The 15697-nt window shown below is 60.6% G+C and carries 15 protein-coding genes, 1 tRNA gene and 1 pseudogene; 11 read left to right on the top strand and 6 right to left on the bottom strand.

The features are described from left to right. The 3 genes and pseudogenes from ACRESD_RS12125 to ACRESD_RS12115 form a co-directional block, all read right to left on the bottom strand. Positions 1-281 (bottom strand): annotated as a pseudogene (locus tag ACRESD_RS12125) (hypothetical protein); the annotation flags it as partial. 71 nt (positions 282-352) lie between these two features. Then, positions 353-1342, bottom strand: a complete 990-nt coding sequence (locus tag ACRESD_RS12120) for a 2-hydroxyacid dehydrogenase (RefSeq protein ID WP_431751111.1) — start codon at positions 1340-1342, stop codon at positions 353-355. 92 nt (positions 1343-1434) lie between these two features. Beyond that, the gene (locus tag ACRESD_RS12115; protein ID WP_431751110.1) at positions 1435-4188 is read right to left on the bottom strand and encodes a response regulator; all 2754 of its coding nucleotides are present in this window, start codon (positions 4186-4188) and stop codon (positions 1435-1437) included. Positions 4189-4393: 205 nt separating this feature from the next. Between ACRESD_RS12115 and ACRESD_RS12110 the strand changes: the two genes are divergently transcribed. Beyond that, entirely contained in the window at positions 4394-5122 is a 729-nt protein-coding gene (locus tag ACRESD_RS12110; RefSeq protein ID WP_431751109.1) for a response regulator transcription factor, read from the top strand. Then, entirely contained in the window at positions 5109-6467 is a 1359-nt protein-coding gene (locus ACRESD_RS12105) for a histidine kinase sensor domain-containing protein (RefSeq protein ID WP_431751108.1), read from the top strand. The genes ACRESD_RS12110 and ACRESD_RS12105 overlap by 14 nt, the downstream gene beginning before the upstream one ends. Here the strand turns inward: ACRESD_RS12105 and ACRESD_RS12100 are convergent. Beyond that, positions 6464-6985, bottom strand: coding sequence for a DUF2062 domain-containing protein (locus tag ACRESD_RS12100; protein ID WP_431751107.1), 522 nt, complete (start codon positions 6983-6985; stop codon positions 6464-6466). The genes ACRESD_RS12105 and ACRESD_RS12100 overlap by 4 nt on opposite strands. Positions 6986-7132: 147 nt before the next feature. Between ACRESD_RS12100 and ACRESD_RS12095 the strand changes: the two genes are divergently transcribed. The 8 genes from ACRESD_RS12095 to murB all read left to right on the top strand — a co-directional run bounded on the left by ACRESD_RS12095 (position 7133) and on the right by murB (position 13977). Further along, positions 7133-9346 carry a DNA internalization-related competence protein ComEC/Rec2 gene (locus ACRESD_RS12095; RefSeq protein ID WP_431751106.1) on the top strand — a complete coding sequence of 738 codons (2214 nt, stop codon included), beginning with the start codon at positions 7133-7135 and terminating at the stop codon, positions 9344-9346. Between the two features lie 109 nt (positions 9347-9455). Further along, complete coding sequence (locus ACRESD_RS12090; RefSeq protein ID WP_431751105.1) at positions 9456-10091, top strand: MotA/TolQ/ExbB proton channel family protein; 636 nt, start codon at positions 9456-9458, stop codon at positions 10089-10091. Next, on the top strand, positions 10088-10516 hold the full coding sequence (locus ACRESD_RS12085; RefSeq protein WP_431751104.1) for an ExbD/TolR family protein: 429 nt from the start codon (positions 10088-10090) through the stop codon (positions 10514-10516). The genes ACRESD_RS12090 and ACRESD_RS12085 overlap by 4 nt, the downstream gene beginning before the upstream one ends. Then, entirely contained in the window at positions 10516-11526 is a 1011-nt protein-coding gene (gene lpxK, locus ACRESD_RS12080; protein WP_431751103.1) for a tetraacyldisaccharide 4'-kinase, read from the top strand. Before ACRESD_RS12085 ends, lpxK begins: the two co-directional genes overlap by 1 nt. Positions 11527-11550: 24 nt before the next feature. Next, positions 11551-11736, top strand: coding sequence for a Trm112 family protein (locus ACRESD_RS12075; protein ID WP_003174668.1), 186 nt, complete (start codon positions 11551-11553; stop codon positions 11734-11736). Further along, positions 11733-12497, top strand: a complete 765-nt coding sequence (gene kdsB / locus ACRESD_RS12070; RefSeq protein WP_431751102.1) for a 3-deoxy-manno-octulosonate cytidylyltransferase — start codon at positions 11733-11735, stop codon at positions 12495-12497. The genes ACRESD_RS12075 and kdsB overlap by 4 nt, the downstream gene beginning before the upstream one ends. Next, positions 12497-12961 carry a low molecular weight protein-tyrosine-phosphatase gene (locus tag ACRESD_RS12065; protein ID WP_431751101.1) on the top strand — a complete coding sequence of 155 codons (465 nt, stop codon included), beginning with the start codon at positions 12497-12499 and terminating at the stop codon, positions 12959-12961. Before kdsB ends, ACRESD_RS12065 begins: the two co-directional genes overlap by 1 nt. Further along, positions 12958-13977, top strand: a complete 1020-nt coding sequence (murB, locus tag ACRESD_RS12060; protein WP_431751100.1) for a UDP-N-acetylmuramate dehydrogenase — start codon at positions 12958-12960, stop codon at positions 13975-13977. Before ACRESD_RS12065 ends, murB begins: the two co-directional genes overlap by 4 nt. 60 nt (positions 13978-14037) lie before the next feature. Here the strand turns inward: murB and ACRESD_RS12055 are convergent, their stop codons facing one another. Further along, positions 14038-14709, bottom strand: a complete 672-nt coding sequence (locus ACRESD_RS12055) for a Bax inhibitor-1/YccA family protein (protein WP_053256786.1) — start codon at positions 14707-14709, stop codon at positions 14038-14040. A 152-nt stretch (positions 14710-14861) separates the two neighbouring features. On the opposite strand from ACRESD_RS12055, the gene ACRESD_RS12050 reads away from it, so the two are divergent. After that, positions 14862-14952, top strand: a tRNA-Ser gene (locus ACRESD_RS12050). A 115-nt stretch (positions 14953-15067) separates the two neighbouring features. Here the strand turns inward: ACRESD_RS12050 and ACRESD_RS12045 are convergent. Then, positions 15068-15697 (bottom strand): tyrosine-type recombinase/integrase (locus ACRESD_RS12045; RefSeq protein WP_431751099.1); only part of this gene is annotated, 630 nt, incomplete at its 5' end.

The raw sequence follows: 15697 nt of genomic DNA, 5'->3' as shown, positions 1-15697 counted from the left end.
CAGTTGACCTTCCAGGTGTGAATCTCCAACTCGCCGAACTTCGGCCCCTGGGCCATGGCGACCCATTGGCCCGCCGGGCGGATGGAGTAGCGCGCGTCACCTTCGACGGTCAAGCGCATCGACAGGGTTTTACTGCCGCGCAGGGTGACGATCAGCACGTCGCCATGCTTGATCGAACCACCGTTGCCGGTGACCTGGTAACGGCCCGGCACCAGGGCACGGCATTCGATCAGGGTGTGTTGCGGGCTCAGCAAGCTGAAGCGGAAATCGTGTTCGGCCATGGGTCCTCCAATTAGGCGCGGCATCCTATCACGGGTACTGGCCCATCATGTGCCTGGTATGTGACCGCTGATCATCCCTCGACCAGGTTCTGTGGCACGCCATCGGCCCATGCAGCAATATTGGCCAGGGTGGTGCCGGCAATCGCCGCCAGGGCTTCACGGGTGAGGAACGCCTGGTGGGCCGTGATGATCACGTTGGGAAAGGTCAGCAGGCGCGCGAGAACGTCATCCTGCAAGGGCAGGTCGGAGCGGTCTTCGAAAAACAGCTGGGCTTCTTCCTCATACACATCCAGCCCCAAATAGCCGAGTTGGCCATCCTTGAGTGCGTCGATCAGTGCAGGCGTGTCGACCAGGCCACCGCGCCCGGTATTGATCAGCATCGCGCCCGGCTGCATATGGGCCAGAGAGTGGGCGTTGATCAGGTGTTGGCTGTCGCGGGTGAGCGGGCAGTGCAGGCTGATGATCTGCGCCTCGGTGAGCAGCTCGGGCAGGCTTACGTAGCGGGCGCCAAGGGCCTGCACCTGTGGATTGGGGAAGGGGTCATAGGCCAGTAGTTTGCAGCCGAAACCGGCCATGATCTTGGCGAATGTCGCCCCGATCTGCCCGGTGCCGATCACGCCGACGGTCTTGCCGACGAGGTCGAAGCCGGTCAGGCCATGCAGGCTGAAGTCGCCGTCGCGGGTGCGGTTATAGGCGCGGTGCAAGCGGCGGTTGAGGGCCAGGATCAGCGCCACGGCATGTTCGGCCACCGCGTGGGGCGAGTAGGCCGGGACGCGGACGATGACCAGGCCCAGGCGCTTGGCGGCGGCCAGGTCGACATGGTTGTAGCCCGCCGAACGCAGGGCAATCAAACGCGTGCCGCCCTTGGCCAAGTGCTCCAGTACCGGGGCGCTGAGGTCGTCGTTGATGAAGGCGCAGACCACTTCGTGCCGGTCGGCCAGGGCGACGGTATCGAGGTTGAGCCGGGCAGGCTGAAAGTGCAGCTCCACGCCGGTCGGCAAAGGTTCGCCGAGAAAACTCTCACGGTCGTAGGTCTGGCTGCTGAAAAGAATGACGCGCATTGAATAAAGCTCCCTGCAGTTTGCGAGTTGGAAATGCTGAGCAAGTGTGGGAGGGGGCTACATCCCTCCCACATGGGGTCAGTTTCCCTAAATCAGGCGCTGACCCGTGCTTCACTGGCCAGGCGGGCAATCGCCATGTCCAGTTCGTCGAGTGCGGCCATGGCTTTGGCGTCGTCCTGCTTGAGCAGGGTTTCGGCTCGCTGGCAGGCGGCGCGCAGTTGTGGCACGCCACAGTAGCGCGTGGCACCGTGCAGGCGGTGGACACGTTCGATCAGGGCGTTGTTGTCATTCGCTTCGCGGGCGGCGGTGATGGCCTGGCGGTCGGCCTCCAGGGATGCCAGCAGCATGGCGAGCATATCGGCGGCCAGATCAGCCTTGTTGGCCGCCAGGCGCAAGCCTTCTTCGTGGTCCAGTACCAGCAATTGCAAGCCTGGGCCCAAGCCGTCGTTGGTGCGCTCCGGCCCTTGATTGCGCAGGGCCAGGCCGGTCCATTTCAACACCACTTGGGCCAGTTGCCGTTCGCTGATGGGTTTGGTCAGGTAGTCGTCCATGCCGCTTTGCAGCAGGGCGCGTTTTTCATTGGCCATGGCGTGGGCGGTGAGGGCGACCACGGGTAACGGCGTGCCGTGACGTTCGCTTTCCCATTGGCGGATCGCCTCAGTGCTTTGGCGGCCATCCATGCCGGGCATTTGCACGTCCATCAGCACCAGATCGAAGGTTTCCTGTTTCACCGCATCGATGGCGGCGTAACCGCTTTCCACCGCCTGGACCTTGGCGCCCATGTCTTCAAGCAGGGTTTGCACCAGCAACAGGTTCGCCGGGTTGTCATCCACGCACAGCACGCGCGGTGCACGGCTGGACAGCGGTTCGCCCGGGTCACAGCGAGAGGGGCGCGGGCTGATCAAGTCGGCCAACGCCCGGCGCAACTTGCGCGTACAGGCAGGCTTGGCCTGCAACTGGCTGTTGGGGTTGGGCACCGACTGGTTGAACAACATCTGTTCGGTGGTGGGGCACAGCACCAGCACCTTGCAGCCCAAGTGTTCGAGGTCCCACAGGTGTTGGTTGAGGCGCTCGGGCGGGATGTCGTTGGCGGTGACGCCGAGCACCGCCAGGTCGATGGCCTGCTCGGTTTGATGCGCGCTGGTGATGCCGTTGGTCAAGTTTTCCAGGGAGTTGAACGGGGTGACTTCCAGGCCGCAATCTTCCAACTGATGTTGCAGGGCCTGACGTGCCAGTTCGTGGTTTTCCAGCACTGCCACGCGGCGCCCGAGCAGCGGCGGGGCGGGCAGGTCTTCGACGTCGTCACGGGTCTTGGGCAGGTTCAGGCTGATCCAGAACTCCGAACCTTCACCCGGCGTGCTGTCGACGCCGATTTCACCACCCATTTGTTCGATCAGCCGCTTGGAGATGACCAATCCCAAACCCGTGCCGCCCGGTTGGCGCGACAGCGAGTTATCGGCCTGGCTGAATGCCTGGAACAGGGCGCGGACATCCTGATTGGACAGGCCGATACCGGTGTCCTGCACGCTGATGCGCAGTTGGACGCTGTCCTCTTGTTCATCCTCGACCATTGCCCGAGCCACGATGGTGCCTTCGCGGGTGAACTTGATCGCATTGCTGATCAGGTTGGTCAGGATCTGCTTCAGGCGCAGCGGGTCGCCCACCAACGCCAGTGGCGTGTCGCGGTACACCAGGCTGACCAGTTCCAGCTGCTTGGCATGGGCGGCAGGCGCGAGGATGGTCAGGGTGTCTTGCAGTAAGTCCCGCAGGTTGAAGGGCACGCTGTCGAGCACCAGTTTGCCGGCCTCGATCTTCGAGAAGTCGAGAATTTCGTTGATGATGCCCAGCAAATTGTCGGCGGACTTTTCAATGGTGCCCAGGTAATCCAGCTGACGTGGTGACAGCTCGCTTTTCTGCAGCAGATGAGTAAAACCGAGGATGCCGTTGAGAGGCGTGCGGATCTCATGGCTCATGTTGGCCAGGAACTCCGATTTGATACGGCTGGCTTCCAGGGCTTCCTTGCGCGCCAGGTCCAGCTCGATGTTCTGGATCTCGATGGTTTCGAGATTCTGGCGCACATCTTCGGTGGCCTGGTCGATGCTGTGTTGCAGTTCTTCCCGGGCATTTTGCAGGGTCTCGGCCATGCGATTGATGCCCGAGGCCAACTGGTCCAGTTCCTGGCTGCCCAACGGTGGCAGGCGGGTTTCCAGATTACCGTCCTTGAGTTGGGCCACGGCCTGCTTGATCTGGCCGATCGGTGAGTTGATCGTGCGGCTGATGCGTAATGCCAAGGCGGCGGTGCAGATCAGTCCGATGGCGATCAATAACAGGCTGGCGAACAAGCTGCGATAACCGCGCAGCAACATGCCGTTGTGGGACAGTTCTACCTCGACCCAGCCCAACAGGCGGTCGGACTCATCGGGGATCAGTTCGCCCGCGAGGTTGCGATGGCGACCGAATACCGGCAACAGGTAGCGCGTGGCGTCGTTGCCAGTGCGCTGCAACAGGTGCGAACTGTTGCCGATGGGCGGCTGGTTGAGCATGGTCGGGCCGGCGTGGGCCAGGGACGAGCGGTCGGGTGCGAGGAACGACACGGCGCGAACGTCCTGCTGCTCCAGGGATTGAGTGGCAATGCGTTCGAGCAGGTCGGTATTTTTGCTGCTCAGGGCCGGTGCCACCAGCGGCGCCAATTGCTCGGCGATCATCTCGCCGCGTTGCAGCAGTTGGGTCTGCAGTTCCGACAGTTGCATCCAGGTGAAATAGCCTCCCAACAACAAGGCCATCAGGCTGGTCGGTAATAACGTCAGCAACAGTACGCGGCCTTTTATCCCCATTCTTCTAAGCACGCCACTCTCCTGCTACCACATTGATATCAATTATCCACGCAGGCATCCGGCCCGCGCCACGTGCGCAGTGTAGCCATTTGCGCCGTGTGGAATCTCGCAAATTAATGATATGCCGCAATCTTCGGGCCATTCGCGGGCGGCTGGCGATTGCCTGTAACAGTTTAATCTTGAATAATCAGTCATTGAGAATGACTTGCAGACGCTAATGAATCCCGCAGTAGTTGGCCCACCCAGTATCCTGACCATCGAAGATGACCCTGTATTGGGTGCCTATGTGCAAGAGCACCTGGGCCGTTGTGGCTTTCAGGTCACCTGGTGCCAGAATGGCCAGCAAGGGTTGCAGATGGCGCGTGAGCAGGCATTCGACGTGGTGTTGATGGACATTCTGCTGCCTGGGTTGGACGGGTTGTCGATCCTCACGCATTTGCGCCAGAGCCATGCAATGCCGGTGATCTTGATGTCGGCCCTGGGCGCCGAGGCGGATCGCATCAGCGGCTTTCGCCTGGGGGCGGACGACTACCTGCCCAAGCCGTTCAGCATGATCGAGTTGCGCGTGCGCATTGAGGCGATCTTGCGTCGGGTCGCCCTGGATCGCCGCCCCCAGTCGGCGCTGATACCTGTGCGCGAAGAGGCCCACACCCTGCGCTTTGACGATGAGTTGTGCGATGTCTTCCATCGTGACCACTGGGCCGGGCTGACCCGCAGTGAGTATCGGCTGCTGGAAACCCTGCACCGCAATGCGGAAGAGGTACTCAGCAAAGCGTTCCTTTATCAGCATGTGTTGCAGCGCGGTTATGCTCCCCATGACCGTAGCCTGGATATGCATATCAGCCAGATTCGCCGCAAGCTCAAGAGCATCGGCTATAGCGAGCGCGAAGTGCGCACTGTATGGGGCAAGGGCTACGTATTGAGCGGTCACGATGAGGGGCTTTGAGCGCTTGCCCGGCAAGCATTCACTGTTCTGGAAGCTGGCTTGCCTGTTGATCGCCTTCTGCTTGCTGATGATTTGGCTCAGTTGGTCCTGGGGCCGGTACATGGAGGAGCAGAATGCCTACGTAGCTGAAGAGTCCCGCGAGATCCTGCGGGGCTATGCAGCTGGCGCCGAACTGGCCTGGAGCACACAAGGGCGAGCGGGGGTGGATGCGTGGTTGCAACTGATGACTACGCGAGAAAGCACCTGGATCGGCGTGATCGGCCATGACCTGCAATCCCTCAGCAGTGCACCATTGAGCGCCAAGGAGAGCCTGCGCCTGACGTTTTTGCGTGGCCTGGAGTGGCCGGTCAGTCGGCATGTCAAAGGCTTGCCATGGATCAAGATCCCGTTTCCTGTCGACCCCGGTGCGGGGTTATTGGTGATCGAGCTGCCACAACGTTTTATGCCTGGGCGTTATCAGCTGTTGTGGCGTGTGGTGACCAATGGCGTGATTCCCGGTTTGTTCACCTTGCTGCTGTGCATTGGTCTCTATCGGTTGCTGATCATGCCCCTCAATCAACTGCGTGAGCAGGCTAACGCTTGGCGCGCCGACCAGTTGAATACGCGCATGTCCCGCGAGGCCACCAGTCGCCAGGATGAACTCGGCGAATTGAGCCGGGCTTTTGACCACATGTCCGAGCGCTTGCAGGGCACCGTGGTGTTGCAGCAACAGCTACTGCGAGATATGTCCCATGAGCTGCGCACCCCCCTGAGCCGCTTGCGCGTCGCCTGTGACAGTGAGCAAGACCTGGCGCAACTTCGAGAGCGGTTGAGCCGCGAAATCGACGGTATGCAGCGCCTGGTGGAAGACAGCCTGCAACTGGCCTGGCTGGACAGCGAGCGCACACCGCTGCCCAACGAAGATATCCAGATCCAGGCGTTGTGGGACATGCTGCGAGAGAACGCCTGCTATGAAAGCGATTGGCCGACGTCGCGCCTGCCGTGTCGGTTGGCGGTCGACTGCTGGGTGCGGGGCAACCTGAATGCGCTGGCCCAGGCCCTGGAAAATATCCTGCGCAACGCGATACGGCATTCGCCTGATAGCGGGGTAGTGCAGCTGGACGGCTGCCGCGAAGGGGATTACTGGCACCTCTGGCTGGAGGACCAGGGTGGGGGGATTGATGAGCAAGACCTGGAGCGCATCTTCGCGCCTTTTACCCGCCTGGAAGGATCACGCCCTGGGGACGGTGGTTTCGGTCTTGGCCTGAGCATTGCCCGCAACGCCATACAGCGCCAGGGTGGGCGTTTATGGGCGGAAAATACCGGGCAGGGCTTGCGGGTGCATGTGCGACTCTTGGCCCGCTAACGCTCGGTGCGCCGTTGTTTGCGTTTTTTCCACTGGTGGGCAACCCACCAGCGCCAATACAGCATGGTCAGGCAGTAGGCCAGCGCCGCGAGCAGCAACCCACATACCACTGAACCCAGCAGGAACGGCTGCCACAGCGTGCTCAACTGACCACTGATCCATTCCCAGGTCAGGTTATCGGGCAGGCTGCGCGGCGGCACGTTCATCAGCCAGGCGCCCGTTAGATAGGTGCCGACAAATACAAACGGCATGGTGATCGGGTTGGTCAACCACACCAGGCTGACGGCGATGGGCATGTTGGCGCGCACGCTGATGGACAGGAGCGCCGCCAATAACATCTGCAAGGGAATCGGGATAAACGCGGCAAACAGGCCTACTGCCATGGCGCGCGCGACGGAGTGCCGGTTCAGGTGCCAGAGGTTGGGGTCATGCAGCAACGTGCCGAGAAATCGTAAGGACTTGTGTTCCCTGATGCTGCTGGGGTCGGGCATGTACCGTTTGAATAAGCGCCGGGGCATAAGGGGTCCAGGTCAGGTCGAGGGGCAAGTATGCCCGCATTCTATAAACAGAAAATTCAGACTTTGTGACAAAACATCATAGGTCGGATCGGGCGACTCGCTAAGACTGAGTGGATCACTTGAAAAGGATGATCCATGAGAACAGGGATGTTCGCGCTCGCACTGGGGTTGCTGACGCTTCGCTGGTTACCGGCACTGCCATCGGCCGGTTGGTTGTTGGCGATGCTGGTGTTGGCCTTGATGCTGTTGCCATGGCGTAGCTATCCGCTGGCATTTTTCCTGCTGGGCCTGAGTTGGGCGTGTATCAGCGCGCAGTGGGCGTTGGATGATCGATTACTGCCCGCGCTGGACGGGCAGACCCGTTGGGTCGAGGGGCGTGTCACCGGGTTGCCGCAGCAGACGGGTACCGGCGTGCGCTTCGAGCTGGCCGACAGTCAGTCGCGCACTGCCCGGTTGCCCAAGCGTATCCGGGTGTCCTGGCATGGCGGCCCATCGGTACGCAGTGGTGAACGCTGGCGCCTGGCCGTGACGCTAAAGCGACCGTCCGGCCTGCTCAATTTTCACGGATTTGACTACGAGGCCTGGCTGCTGGCCCAGCGTATTGGTGCCACCGCGTCGGTGAAGGATGGCGAGCGCCTGGCGCCAGCTCGCAATGCTTGGCGCGATAACCTCCGTCAACGCCTGATGGATGTGGATATGCAAAATCGCCAAGCCGCCGTGACGGCGTTGGTGCTGGGGGACGGCTCCGGGCTGGGGGCGCAGGATTGGCGGGTGCTGCAGGACACTGGGGCCGTGCACCTGCTGGTGATTTCCGGCCAGCACATTGGCTTGCTGGCTGGGTTGATTTACGGTCTGGTGGCTGGTTTGGCGCGTTACGGTGCCTGGCCCCGAGCGTTGCCGTGGTTGCCGTGGGCATGCGCTCTGGCATTCGTTACCGCGCTGGGTTATGGCTTGCTTGCGGGGTTTGGCGTGCCGGTGCAGCGGGCTTGCATGATGCTCGCTCTGGTGCTGCTGTGGCGCCTGCGGTTTAGGCATTTGGGTGCCTGGTGGCCGTTGTTGCTGGCGTTCAATGCTGTGTTGCTGTTTGAGCCCTTGGCCAGTCTACAGCCGGGATTCTGGTTGTCGTTTGCCGCGGTTGCCGTGCTGGTGCTGGCCTTCAGCGCACGTTTGGGCCCCTGGAGCGTGTGGCAGGCCTGGACCCGACCGCAATGGTTGATCGCTATCGGGTTGTTTCCGGTTTTGCTGATGCTCGGTCTGCCCATCAGTCTAAGCGCTCCGGTGGCTAATCTGTTCGCGGTGCCGTGGATCAGTCTGGTGGCGCTGCCCTTGGCGCTGCTGGGGACTGCGCTGCTATGGGTGCCGTTTGTAGGCGAGGGCTTGCTGTGGTTGGCCGGTGGATCACTGGATGGACTGTTCAACGGCCTGGCACTGTTGGCTGTACGCCTGCCGGCCTGGATACCCGCTGAAGTGCCCTTGGGGTATTGGCTGGTGAGTCTCGTGGGCGCGCTGGTATTGCTGTTGCCCAAGGGGGTGCCGTTCCGGCTGCTGGGTTGGCCGATGCTGTTGTTGGCAGTGTTTCCACCCAGGGAACTGGTGCCCCATGGACGGGTTGACGTGGTGCAACTGGATGTCGGCCAGGGGCAAGCATTGATTCTGCGCACCCGTCATCACACCTTGCTCTACGACGCCGGGCCTCGATCCGGCTCGGTTGATTTAGGCGCGCGCGTGGTATTGCCATCGCTGAAAAAGCTTGGGATCAAACAGTTGGACATGATGTTGCTCAGTCATGCCGACGCTGACCATGCTGGCGGTGCGATGGCGGTTGCCGAGGGGTTGCCCATCGGGAGGGTGGTGGGGGGCGAAACCGAAGGGTTGCCGGATTTTCTCGGGGTTCAGCCCTGTATCAGTGGTGAACAGTGGACGTGGGACGGTGTGTCGTTCGACTTATGGCAATGGTCTGATGCCATCGACGGTAATCCCAAGTCCTGCGTGCTACAGGTGCAGGCCAATGGCGAGCGCTTGCTGCTCACCGGTGATATCGACCGTGCGGCAGAACGGGCTTTGCTCGATACGTCGTTGGCGGTGCCAACCGATTGGCTGCAAGTGCCCCATCATGGCAGCCGCAGTTCCTCTTCCTGGCCCTTTGTACAACGGCTGGCGCCCACGTCGGTGCTGATCTCCAGGGGGAGGGGGAATGCGTTCGGTCACCCCCATCCTTCGGTGATGGAGCGTTACCAGGCCATGGGCAGCCGGATCTACGACAGCGCCGAACAAGGCGCGGTACGCCTGCAATTGGGCGCCTTCGAGCCCCCGGTTGTTGCGCGCAGTCAACGCCGTTTCTGGCGCGAACCCTTACCGTAACCCAGCGTTGCCAAAGACCGACGCCTGCGACACGCGGGTCAGACGTCGACGAACACCGCGACTGAGCCTATATGGTAAAGTGGCGCACTTTTTCGAGGGGGCATTCACTGTGTGGGAATTGGTCAAATCCGGCGGCTGGATGATGTTGCCGATCATCCTGAGTTCCATCGCCGCACTCGGCATCGTTGCCGAACGCCTGTGGACCCTGCGCGCCAGTCGCGTGACCCCCGAGCATTTGCTGGGGCAGGTCTGGGGCTGGATCAAGAACAAGCAGCTCGACAAGGAAAAACTCAAGGAGCTGCGCGCCAACTCCCCCCTGGGGGAAATCCTTGCCGCAGGCCTGGCCAACTCCAAACATGGTCGCGAGATCATGAAAGAGTGCATCGAAGAGGCGGCCGCCCGGGTCATTCATGAGCTGGAACGCTACATCAACGCCCTTGGCACCATTGCCGCGATGGCGCCGTTGCTCGGCTTGCTGGGAACGGTGCTGGGCATGATTGATATCTTCAGCTCGTTCATGGGCTCGGGCATGACGACCAACGCCGCGGTGCTGGCCGGGGGGATTTCCAAGGCCTTGATCACCACTGCAGCGGGCCTGATGGTCGGTATTCCATCGGTGTTCTTCCACCGCTTCCTGCAGCGCCGCATTGATGAACTGGTGGTTGGCATGGAGCAGGAAGCCATCAAACTGGTGGAAGTGGTGCAGGGCGACCGTGATGTGGACCTGGTCGAGGGCAGAGCGTGAAATTTCGCCGCAAGCAACGGGAAAATGTCGATATCAACCTCGCGTCGTTGATCGACGTGGTGTTCATCCTGCTGCTGTTTTTTGTCGTCACCACCACTTTCACTCGGCAGACCGAGCTACGGGTCGATCTGCCGGAAGCGGTCAGCGGCTCGCCGGCCGAAGATCAGCAGGTCAAGCAACTGGATATCGCCATCAGCGCCGATGGCGTGTTTTCGGTGAATAACCAGTTACTGGAGAAAAACGACCTCAACAGCCTGATGGACGCCTTGCAGAAGGAGTCCGGTGGCGACACCACGCTGCCGTTGTCGATCAGTGCCGATGGCAAGACCCAGCATCAGGCGGTGATCACGGCGATGGATGCTGCCGGCAAACTTGGCTTCAGCCATTTGCGCATGTCCACCGTCGAGGCGGCGAGCGTACCCTGATGTCCATGTCCGATCGATTGCTCAAAGCTTGGTACGAGGGGCATCCGGCCCTTGCGTTGCTACGGCCGCTGGAGTCTTTGTATCGCCGAGTGGTGCAACGCAAGCGTGCGCGGTTCCTGGCGGGCGAGGGCGACATCTACCAATCACCGGTGCCGGTGGTGGTGGTCGGTAATATCACCGTGGGGGGCACCGGCAAGACGCCATTGATCCTGTGGTTGATTGAGCACTGTCGGCGCAGTGGTTTGCGCGTCGGGGTCGTCAGCCGTGGCTACGGTGCGAAGCCGCCCCAATTGCCTTGGCGAGTCGACGCCAATCACAGCGCCGAAGTGGCGGGTGACGAGCCTCTGCTGATCGTGCAGCGTTGTGGCGTCCCGTTGATGATCGACCCTGACCGCAGCCGCGCCGTGAAAGCGTTGCTGGCCAGCGAAACCCTGGACCTGATCCTTTCAGACGACGGCATGCAACATTACCGCCTGGCCCGCGACCTTGAGTTGGTGTTGATCGATGCTGCGCGGGGTCTCGGCAACCGCCATTGCTTGCCGGCGGGGCCGTTGCGAGAGCCGGTGGAACGTTTACAGAGCGTAGATGCTCTGCTTTACAACGGTGCCACGGCGGACCGTGAGGACGGCTTTGCCTTCCGTCTGTTGCCCACGGCGTTGGTCAACCTCAAAACCGGTGAGCGCCAGCCGGTCGATTATTTTCCGGTGGGCCAGCCGGTGCACGCGGTCGCCGGCATCGGCAACCCGCAACGTTTCTTCAATACCCTTGAAACGCTACACTGGCGACCGATACCCCATGCATTTGCCGACCACGCGCCCTATAGCGCCGAGGTCTTGAATTTTACGCCGTCATTGCCGCTGGTCATGACCGAGAAGGACGCGGTGAAGTGCCGCGCCTTCGCCCAGCCTGACTGGTGGTACCTTGCGGTGGATGCGGTGCCGTCGCCAGCGTTTATCGCCTGGTTCGACACGCAGTTGATGCGTCTGCTGCCCGCCCGTCTCTTGCCTTAAAACGCTTCTTTCCAGGACATACTCATGGACACCAAATTGCTCGATATCCTCGCTTGCCCGATCTGCAAAGGCCCGCTCAAGCTCAGCGCCGACAAAACCGAGCTGATCAGCAAAGGCGCTGGCCTGGCTTATCCGATCCGTGACGGCATCCCTGTGATGCTGGAAAGCGAAGCCCGCACCTTGACCACCGATGAGCGCCTGGATAAATGACCACCGCCTTTACCGTTGTCATTCCTTCGCGTTATGCATCGACCCGTCTTCCGGGTAAGCCGCTGCAATTGATCGGCAACAAGCCGATGATTCAGTGGGTGTGGGAGCAGGCCAGTAAAAGCAGCGCCGAGCGCGTGGTGGTGGCCACCGATGACCCGCGCATCATTGACGCCTGCAAAGGCTTTGGCGCTGAAGCGGTGCTGACTCGCGAAGACCATAACTCCGGCACCGACCGCCTGGCTGAAGTCGCCACGCAGCTGGGTCTTGCGCCCGATGCCATCGTGGTCAACGTACAGGGTGATGAGCCGTTGATTCCGCCGAGTGTCATCGACCAGGTGGCGGCCAACCTGGCGGCCCACGGCGAAGCGCGCATGGCCACTCTGGCCGAACCGATTGAAGACATCGATACCCTGTTCAATCCGAATGTGGTGAAGGTCGTCAGCGACATCAATGGCCTGGCCCTGACGTTCAGTCGGTCGGTCCTGCCTTGGGCCCGCGACGCCTTCGCCAAGCGTCCCGATGTATTGCCGGAGGGCGTGCCGTACCGTCGCCACATTGGCATTTACGCCTATCGCGCCGGCTTTCTGCATGACTTCGTCAGCTGGGGCCCTTGCTGGTTGGAAAACACCGAGTCCCTGGAGCAATTGCGCGCTTTGTGGCACGGCGTGCGCATCCATGTGGGCGATGCCCTGGAAGCACCGCCTGCGGGTGTTGATACCCCTGAAGACCTTGAGCGCATCCGTCGCCTGCTGGGGGCCTGATGGAGGTTCTGTTCGTCTGCCTGGGCAATATCTGCCGCTCACCGACCGCCGAAGGTGTACTGCGCTACAAATTGCGCGAAGCGGGGTTGGCGGGCCGGGTTGAGGTGGCATCGGCCGGCACAGGCGAATGGCATGTTGGCAACCCGCCTGACCAGCGTAGCCAGCGCGCGGCGTTGGCGCGAGGTTATGACCTGTCGGCCCAGCGTGCCCAGCAGGTCTCGCGTGCCGACTTTGCGCGTTATGACCTGATCCTGGCCATGGACCACAGCAACTTGCGTAACCTCAAGGCGTTGCAGCCGGGGCAGGGCAAGGCGGAGCTGGATTTGTTCCTGCGCCGCTATGAGGGCGAGGTCGACGAAGTACCAGACCCTTACTATGAAGGCGAGCAAGGTTTCGAACGAGTTCTGGACCTGATCGAGCGCGCCTGCGATTTATTGATCATTGAATTGAAGGGGCGGTTATGACCTTGCAAGTGCTTGCGCAGGTATCGCTCAAGCCATTCAACAGCTTCGGCATTGATGTGCGTGCCCAGCTGTTTGCCGAGGCCCACAGTGATGCGGATGTCCGTGAAGCGCTGGCCTATGCAGCCGTGCAGGCGGTGCCGCTGCTGGTGATCGGTGGCGGCAGCAATTTGCTGTTGACCCAGGACATTGCCGCGTTGGTCTTGCGTATGGCCACCCAAGGTATCCGGGTGTTGCACGACGACGGTGTGCACGTAGTGGTTGAGGCCGAAGCTGGAGAGGCCTGGCACCCCTTTGTGCTGTGGACCCTGGAGCAAGGCTTTAGCGGCCTGGAAAACCTCAGCCTGATCCCTGGAACCGTCGGTGCTGCCCCGATGCAGAACATTGGCGCCTACGGAGTGGAGATCAAGGACGTCTTTGCCGGCCTGACTGCCTTGGATCGCCACACGGGCGAACTGCGGGATTTCAGCCTGGATGAGTGCAACTTCGCCTACCGTGACAGCCTGTTCAAGCATGAAGTCGGGCGTTGGTTGATCTTGCGAGTGCGCTTTGCCCTGAGTCGGGCCGCTCACCTGAAACTGGACTACGGCCCAGTGCAGCAGCGCTTGGCCGGGCAGGGGATCATCGAGGCGACCCCGAGTGATGTCAGTCGCGCGATCTGCAGTATTCGCCGAGAGAAACTGCCCGATCCGGCGGAGCTTGGTAACGCTGGCAGCTTCTTCAAGAACCCGCTGGTGTCTCAGGCGCTGGCTGCAGAGCTACAGGCGCAGTACCCGGATCTGGTGGCGTACCCTCAGGCCGATGGCCAGATGAAGCTCGCCGCTGGCTGGTTGATCGATAAGGCTGGCTGGAAGGGCTTCAGGGACGGTGATGCGGGTGTGCATAAGATGCAGGCGCTGGTGCTGGTCAACTATGGCACTGCCACCGGGCATGACATTGCAAACCTGGCACTGCGTATCCAGCAGAATATTGCCGAGCGTTTCAAGGTCGACCTGGAGATGGAACCCAACCAGTATTGAACCCTGAAACAAAAATGCCCCGTATCTTTCGATACGGGGCATTTTTTTGGGTGCTAGCGATCAGTCATCACGGCTCATGATGCCGAAGATCTGCAACAGGCTGATGAACAGGTTGTAGATCGATACATACAGGCTGATGGTCGCCATGATGTAGTTACGCTCACCGCCATGGATGATGGCACTGGTCTGGAACAGGATGCACACAGAGGAGAACAGCACAAAGCCCGCGCTGATCGCCAGTTGCAGGCCACTGATCTGGAAGAACATGCCAGCTACGACGGCTGCCAGCAGCACGAAGAAACCTGCGGTGATGAAACCACCCAGGAAGCTCATGTCCTTGCGGCTGATCAGCACATAGGCCGACAGGCCGCCAAACACCAGGGCGGTCATGGCAAACGCCGAGCTGACCACTTCGGCACCGCCGGCCATGCCGAGGTAACGGTTGAGGATCGGGCCGAGGATAAAGCCCATGAAACCGGTCAAGGCAAACGCCGACACCAGGCCCCAGGCCGAGTCACGCAGCTTGTTGGTCAGGAAGAACAGGCCATAGAAGCCGATCAGCACGACAAAGATATTCGGATAACCAACACGCATCTGCTGTGCCACGTACGCCATCACGCCGCTGAATGCGAGGGTCAGGGCGAGCAAGCCGTAGGTGTTGCGCAACACGCGGCTGACTTCAAGCTGCTCAGCCTGCGCGTTACCATTCACTGCGTAATTCTGTTCGCGCATGGCGACACTCCTTCAGTTTTGAAACGTTCAGTCGCAAAGATCATAACAGACGCTCTGTAACAAGCTATGGCGAGAGTTTGACAGTGTGTTTCATTCGGGTATTATGGCGCCCGCTGACGCAGGAAGGGCTACTATCATCCTGTGATGCGAAAGGGAAATTGGCAGAGTGGTTGAATGCACCGGTCTTGAAAACCGGCGAACGTTAATAGCGTTCCCAGGGTTCGAATCCCTGGTTTCCCGCCAAGATTTACACGAAAGCCCCGCGATTGCGGGGCTTTTGCGTTTCTGGGGTTTGGCGAAGATAAGCCATGAAACCACGGGAGTTCCGAAACTATTAGGCATGAGTTCCGAAACTTTCCTATTTTGAAGGCTTGGCAGCGGCCCCGATGCGCCGGTAAACGCGCTTCGTAATTTCCTGTGTACTGTGCCCAAGGAGCAGGCTGGCATCGCCGATATCAGCAATTTCCGATGCCGCTTTGGGTCGGATATCACGAAACTGAAACCCGCCAATCTTCGCAGCAAGCATTGGATCCCCCTGATCAATTGCCTTCTGCTGCGCCTTATCTCGCGCTTTGTCCCAGCGCAAGCGCAACATCCCTTTTGTCATCCTCTTGCCGTGCTTGTTAATCAGCAGGTACTTGGACGGATGGTGTGCATTTCTTTCCGTTATCTCTCTAATCAATTTCCCCAAACTGTTTTCCCCGGCCTCTGTGCGCATGAGAATCCTGAGCTTCAGGCTGGTCTTCCCCTGAGTCACCAGGAAATAATCACCCTCGGTATCGTCACTGCGCATGGCAATCACATCGGCTGGCCTTTGGCCCGTCAGATACCCCAGGTCCATGGCTTCTTTTAGTTCGGGTTTAGCCATTCCATAGACCGCATCCCACACCGCAGCGTTGGCGTAGTAGTCACGCGGCGTTTCCTTGTTCTTCCTGATTCCCTGGCATGGGTTCTCCCGCTCGGTCAGGCCCCATTCCCTCGCCATGTT

The sequence above is a fragment of the Pseudomonas sp. genome (genome assembly GCF_050739995.1).
Classification (GTDB): domain Bacteria; phylum Pseudomonadota; class Gammaproteobacteria; order Pseudomonadales; family Pseudomonadaceae; genus Aquipseudomonas.
The sequence above is the reverse complement of the archived record's forward strand: the minus strand, read 5'-3'. Positions and strand labels throughout refer to the sequence as shown.

Excerpts from the sequence above, each read along its gene's own strand:
- ACRESD_RS12120 (WP_431751111.1), bottom strand. The coding sequence starts at position 1,342 with ATGCGCGTCATTCTTTTCAGCAGCCAGACCTACGACCGTGAGAGTTTT.
- ACRESD_RS12110 (WP_431751109.1), top strand. The coding sequence starts at position 4,394 with ATGAATCCCGCAGTAGTTGGCCCACCCAGTATCCTGACCATCGAAGAT.
- ACRESD_RS12105 (WP_431751108.1), top strand. The coding sequence starts at position 5,109 with ATGAGGGGCTTTGAGCGCTTGCCCGGCAAGCATTCACTGTTCTGGAAG.
- ACRESD_RS12100 (WP_431751107.1), bottom strand. The coding sequence starts at position 6,985 with ATGCCCCGGCGCTTATTCAAACGGTACATGCCCGACCCCAGCAGCATC.
- ACRESD_RS12095 (WP_431751106.1), top strand. The coding sequence starts at position 7,133 with ATGTTCGCGCTCGCACTGGGGTTGCTGACGCTTCGCTGGTTACCGGCA.
- lpxK (WP_431751103.1), top strand. The coding sequence starts at position 10,516 with ATGTCCATGTCCGATCGATTGCTCAAAGCTTGGTACGAGGGGCATCCG.
- ACRESD_RS12075 (WP_003174668.1), top strand. The coding sequence starts at position 11,551 with ATGGACACCAAATTGCTCGATATCCTCGCTTGCCCGATCTGCAAAGGC.
- kdsB (WP_431751102.1), top strand. The coding sequence starts at position 11,733 with ATGACCACCGCCTTTACCGTTGTCATTCCTTCGCGTTATGCATCGACC.
- ACRESD_RS12065 (WP_431751101.1), top strand. The coding sequence starts at position 12,497 with ATGGAGGTTCTGTTCGTCTGCCTGGGCAATATCTGCCGCTCACCGACC.
- murB (WP_431751100.1), top strand. The coding sequence starts at position 12,958 with ATGACCTTGCAAGTGCTTGCGCAGGTATCGCTCAAGCCATTCAACAGC.
- ACRESD_RS12055 (WP_053256786.1), bottom strand. The coding sequence starts at position 14,709 with ATGCGCGAACAGAATTACGCAGTGAATGGTAACGCGCAGGCTGAGCAG.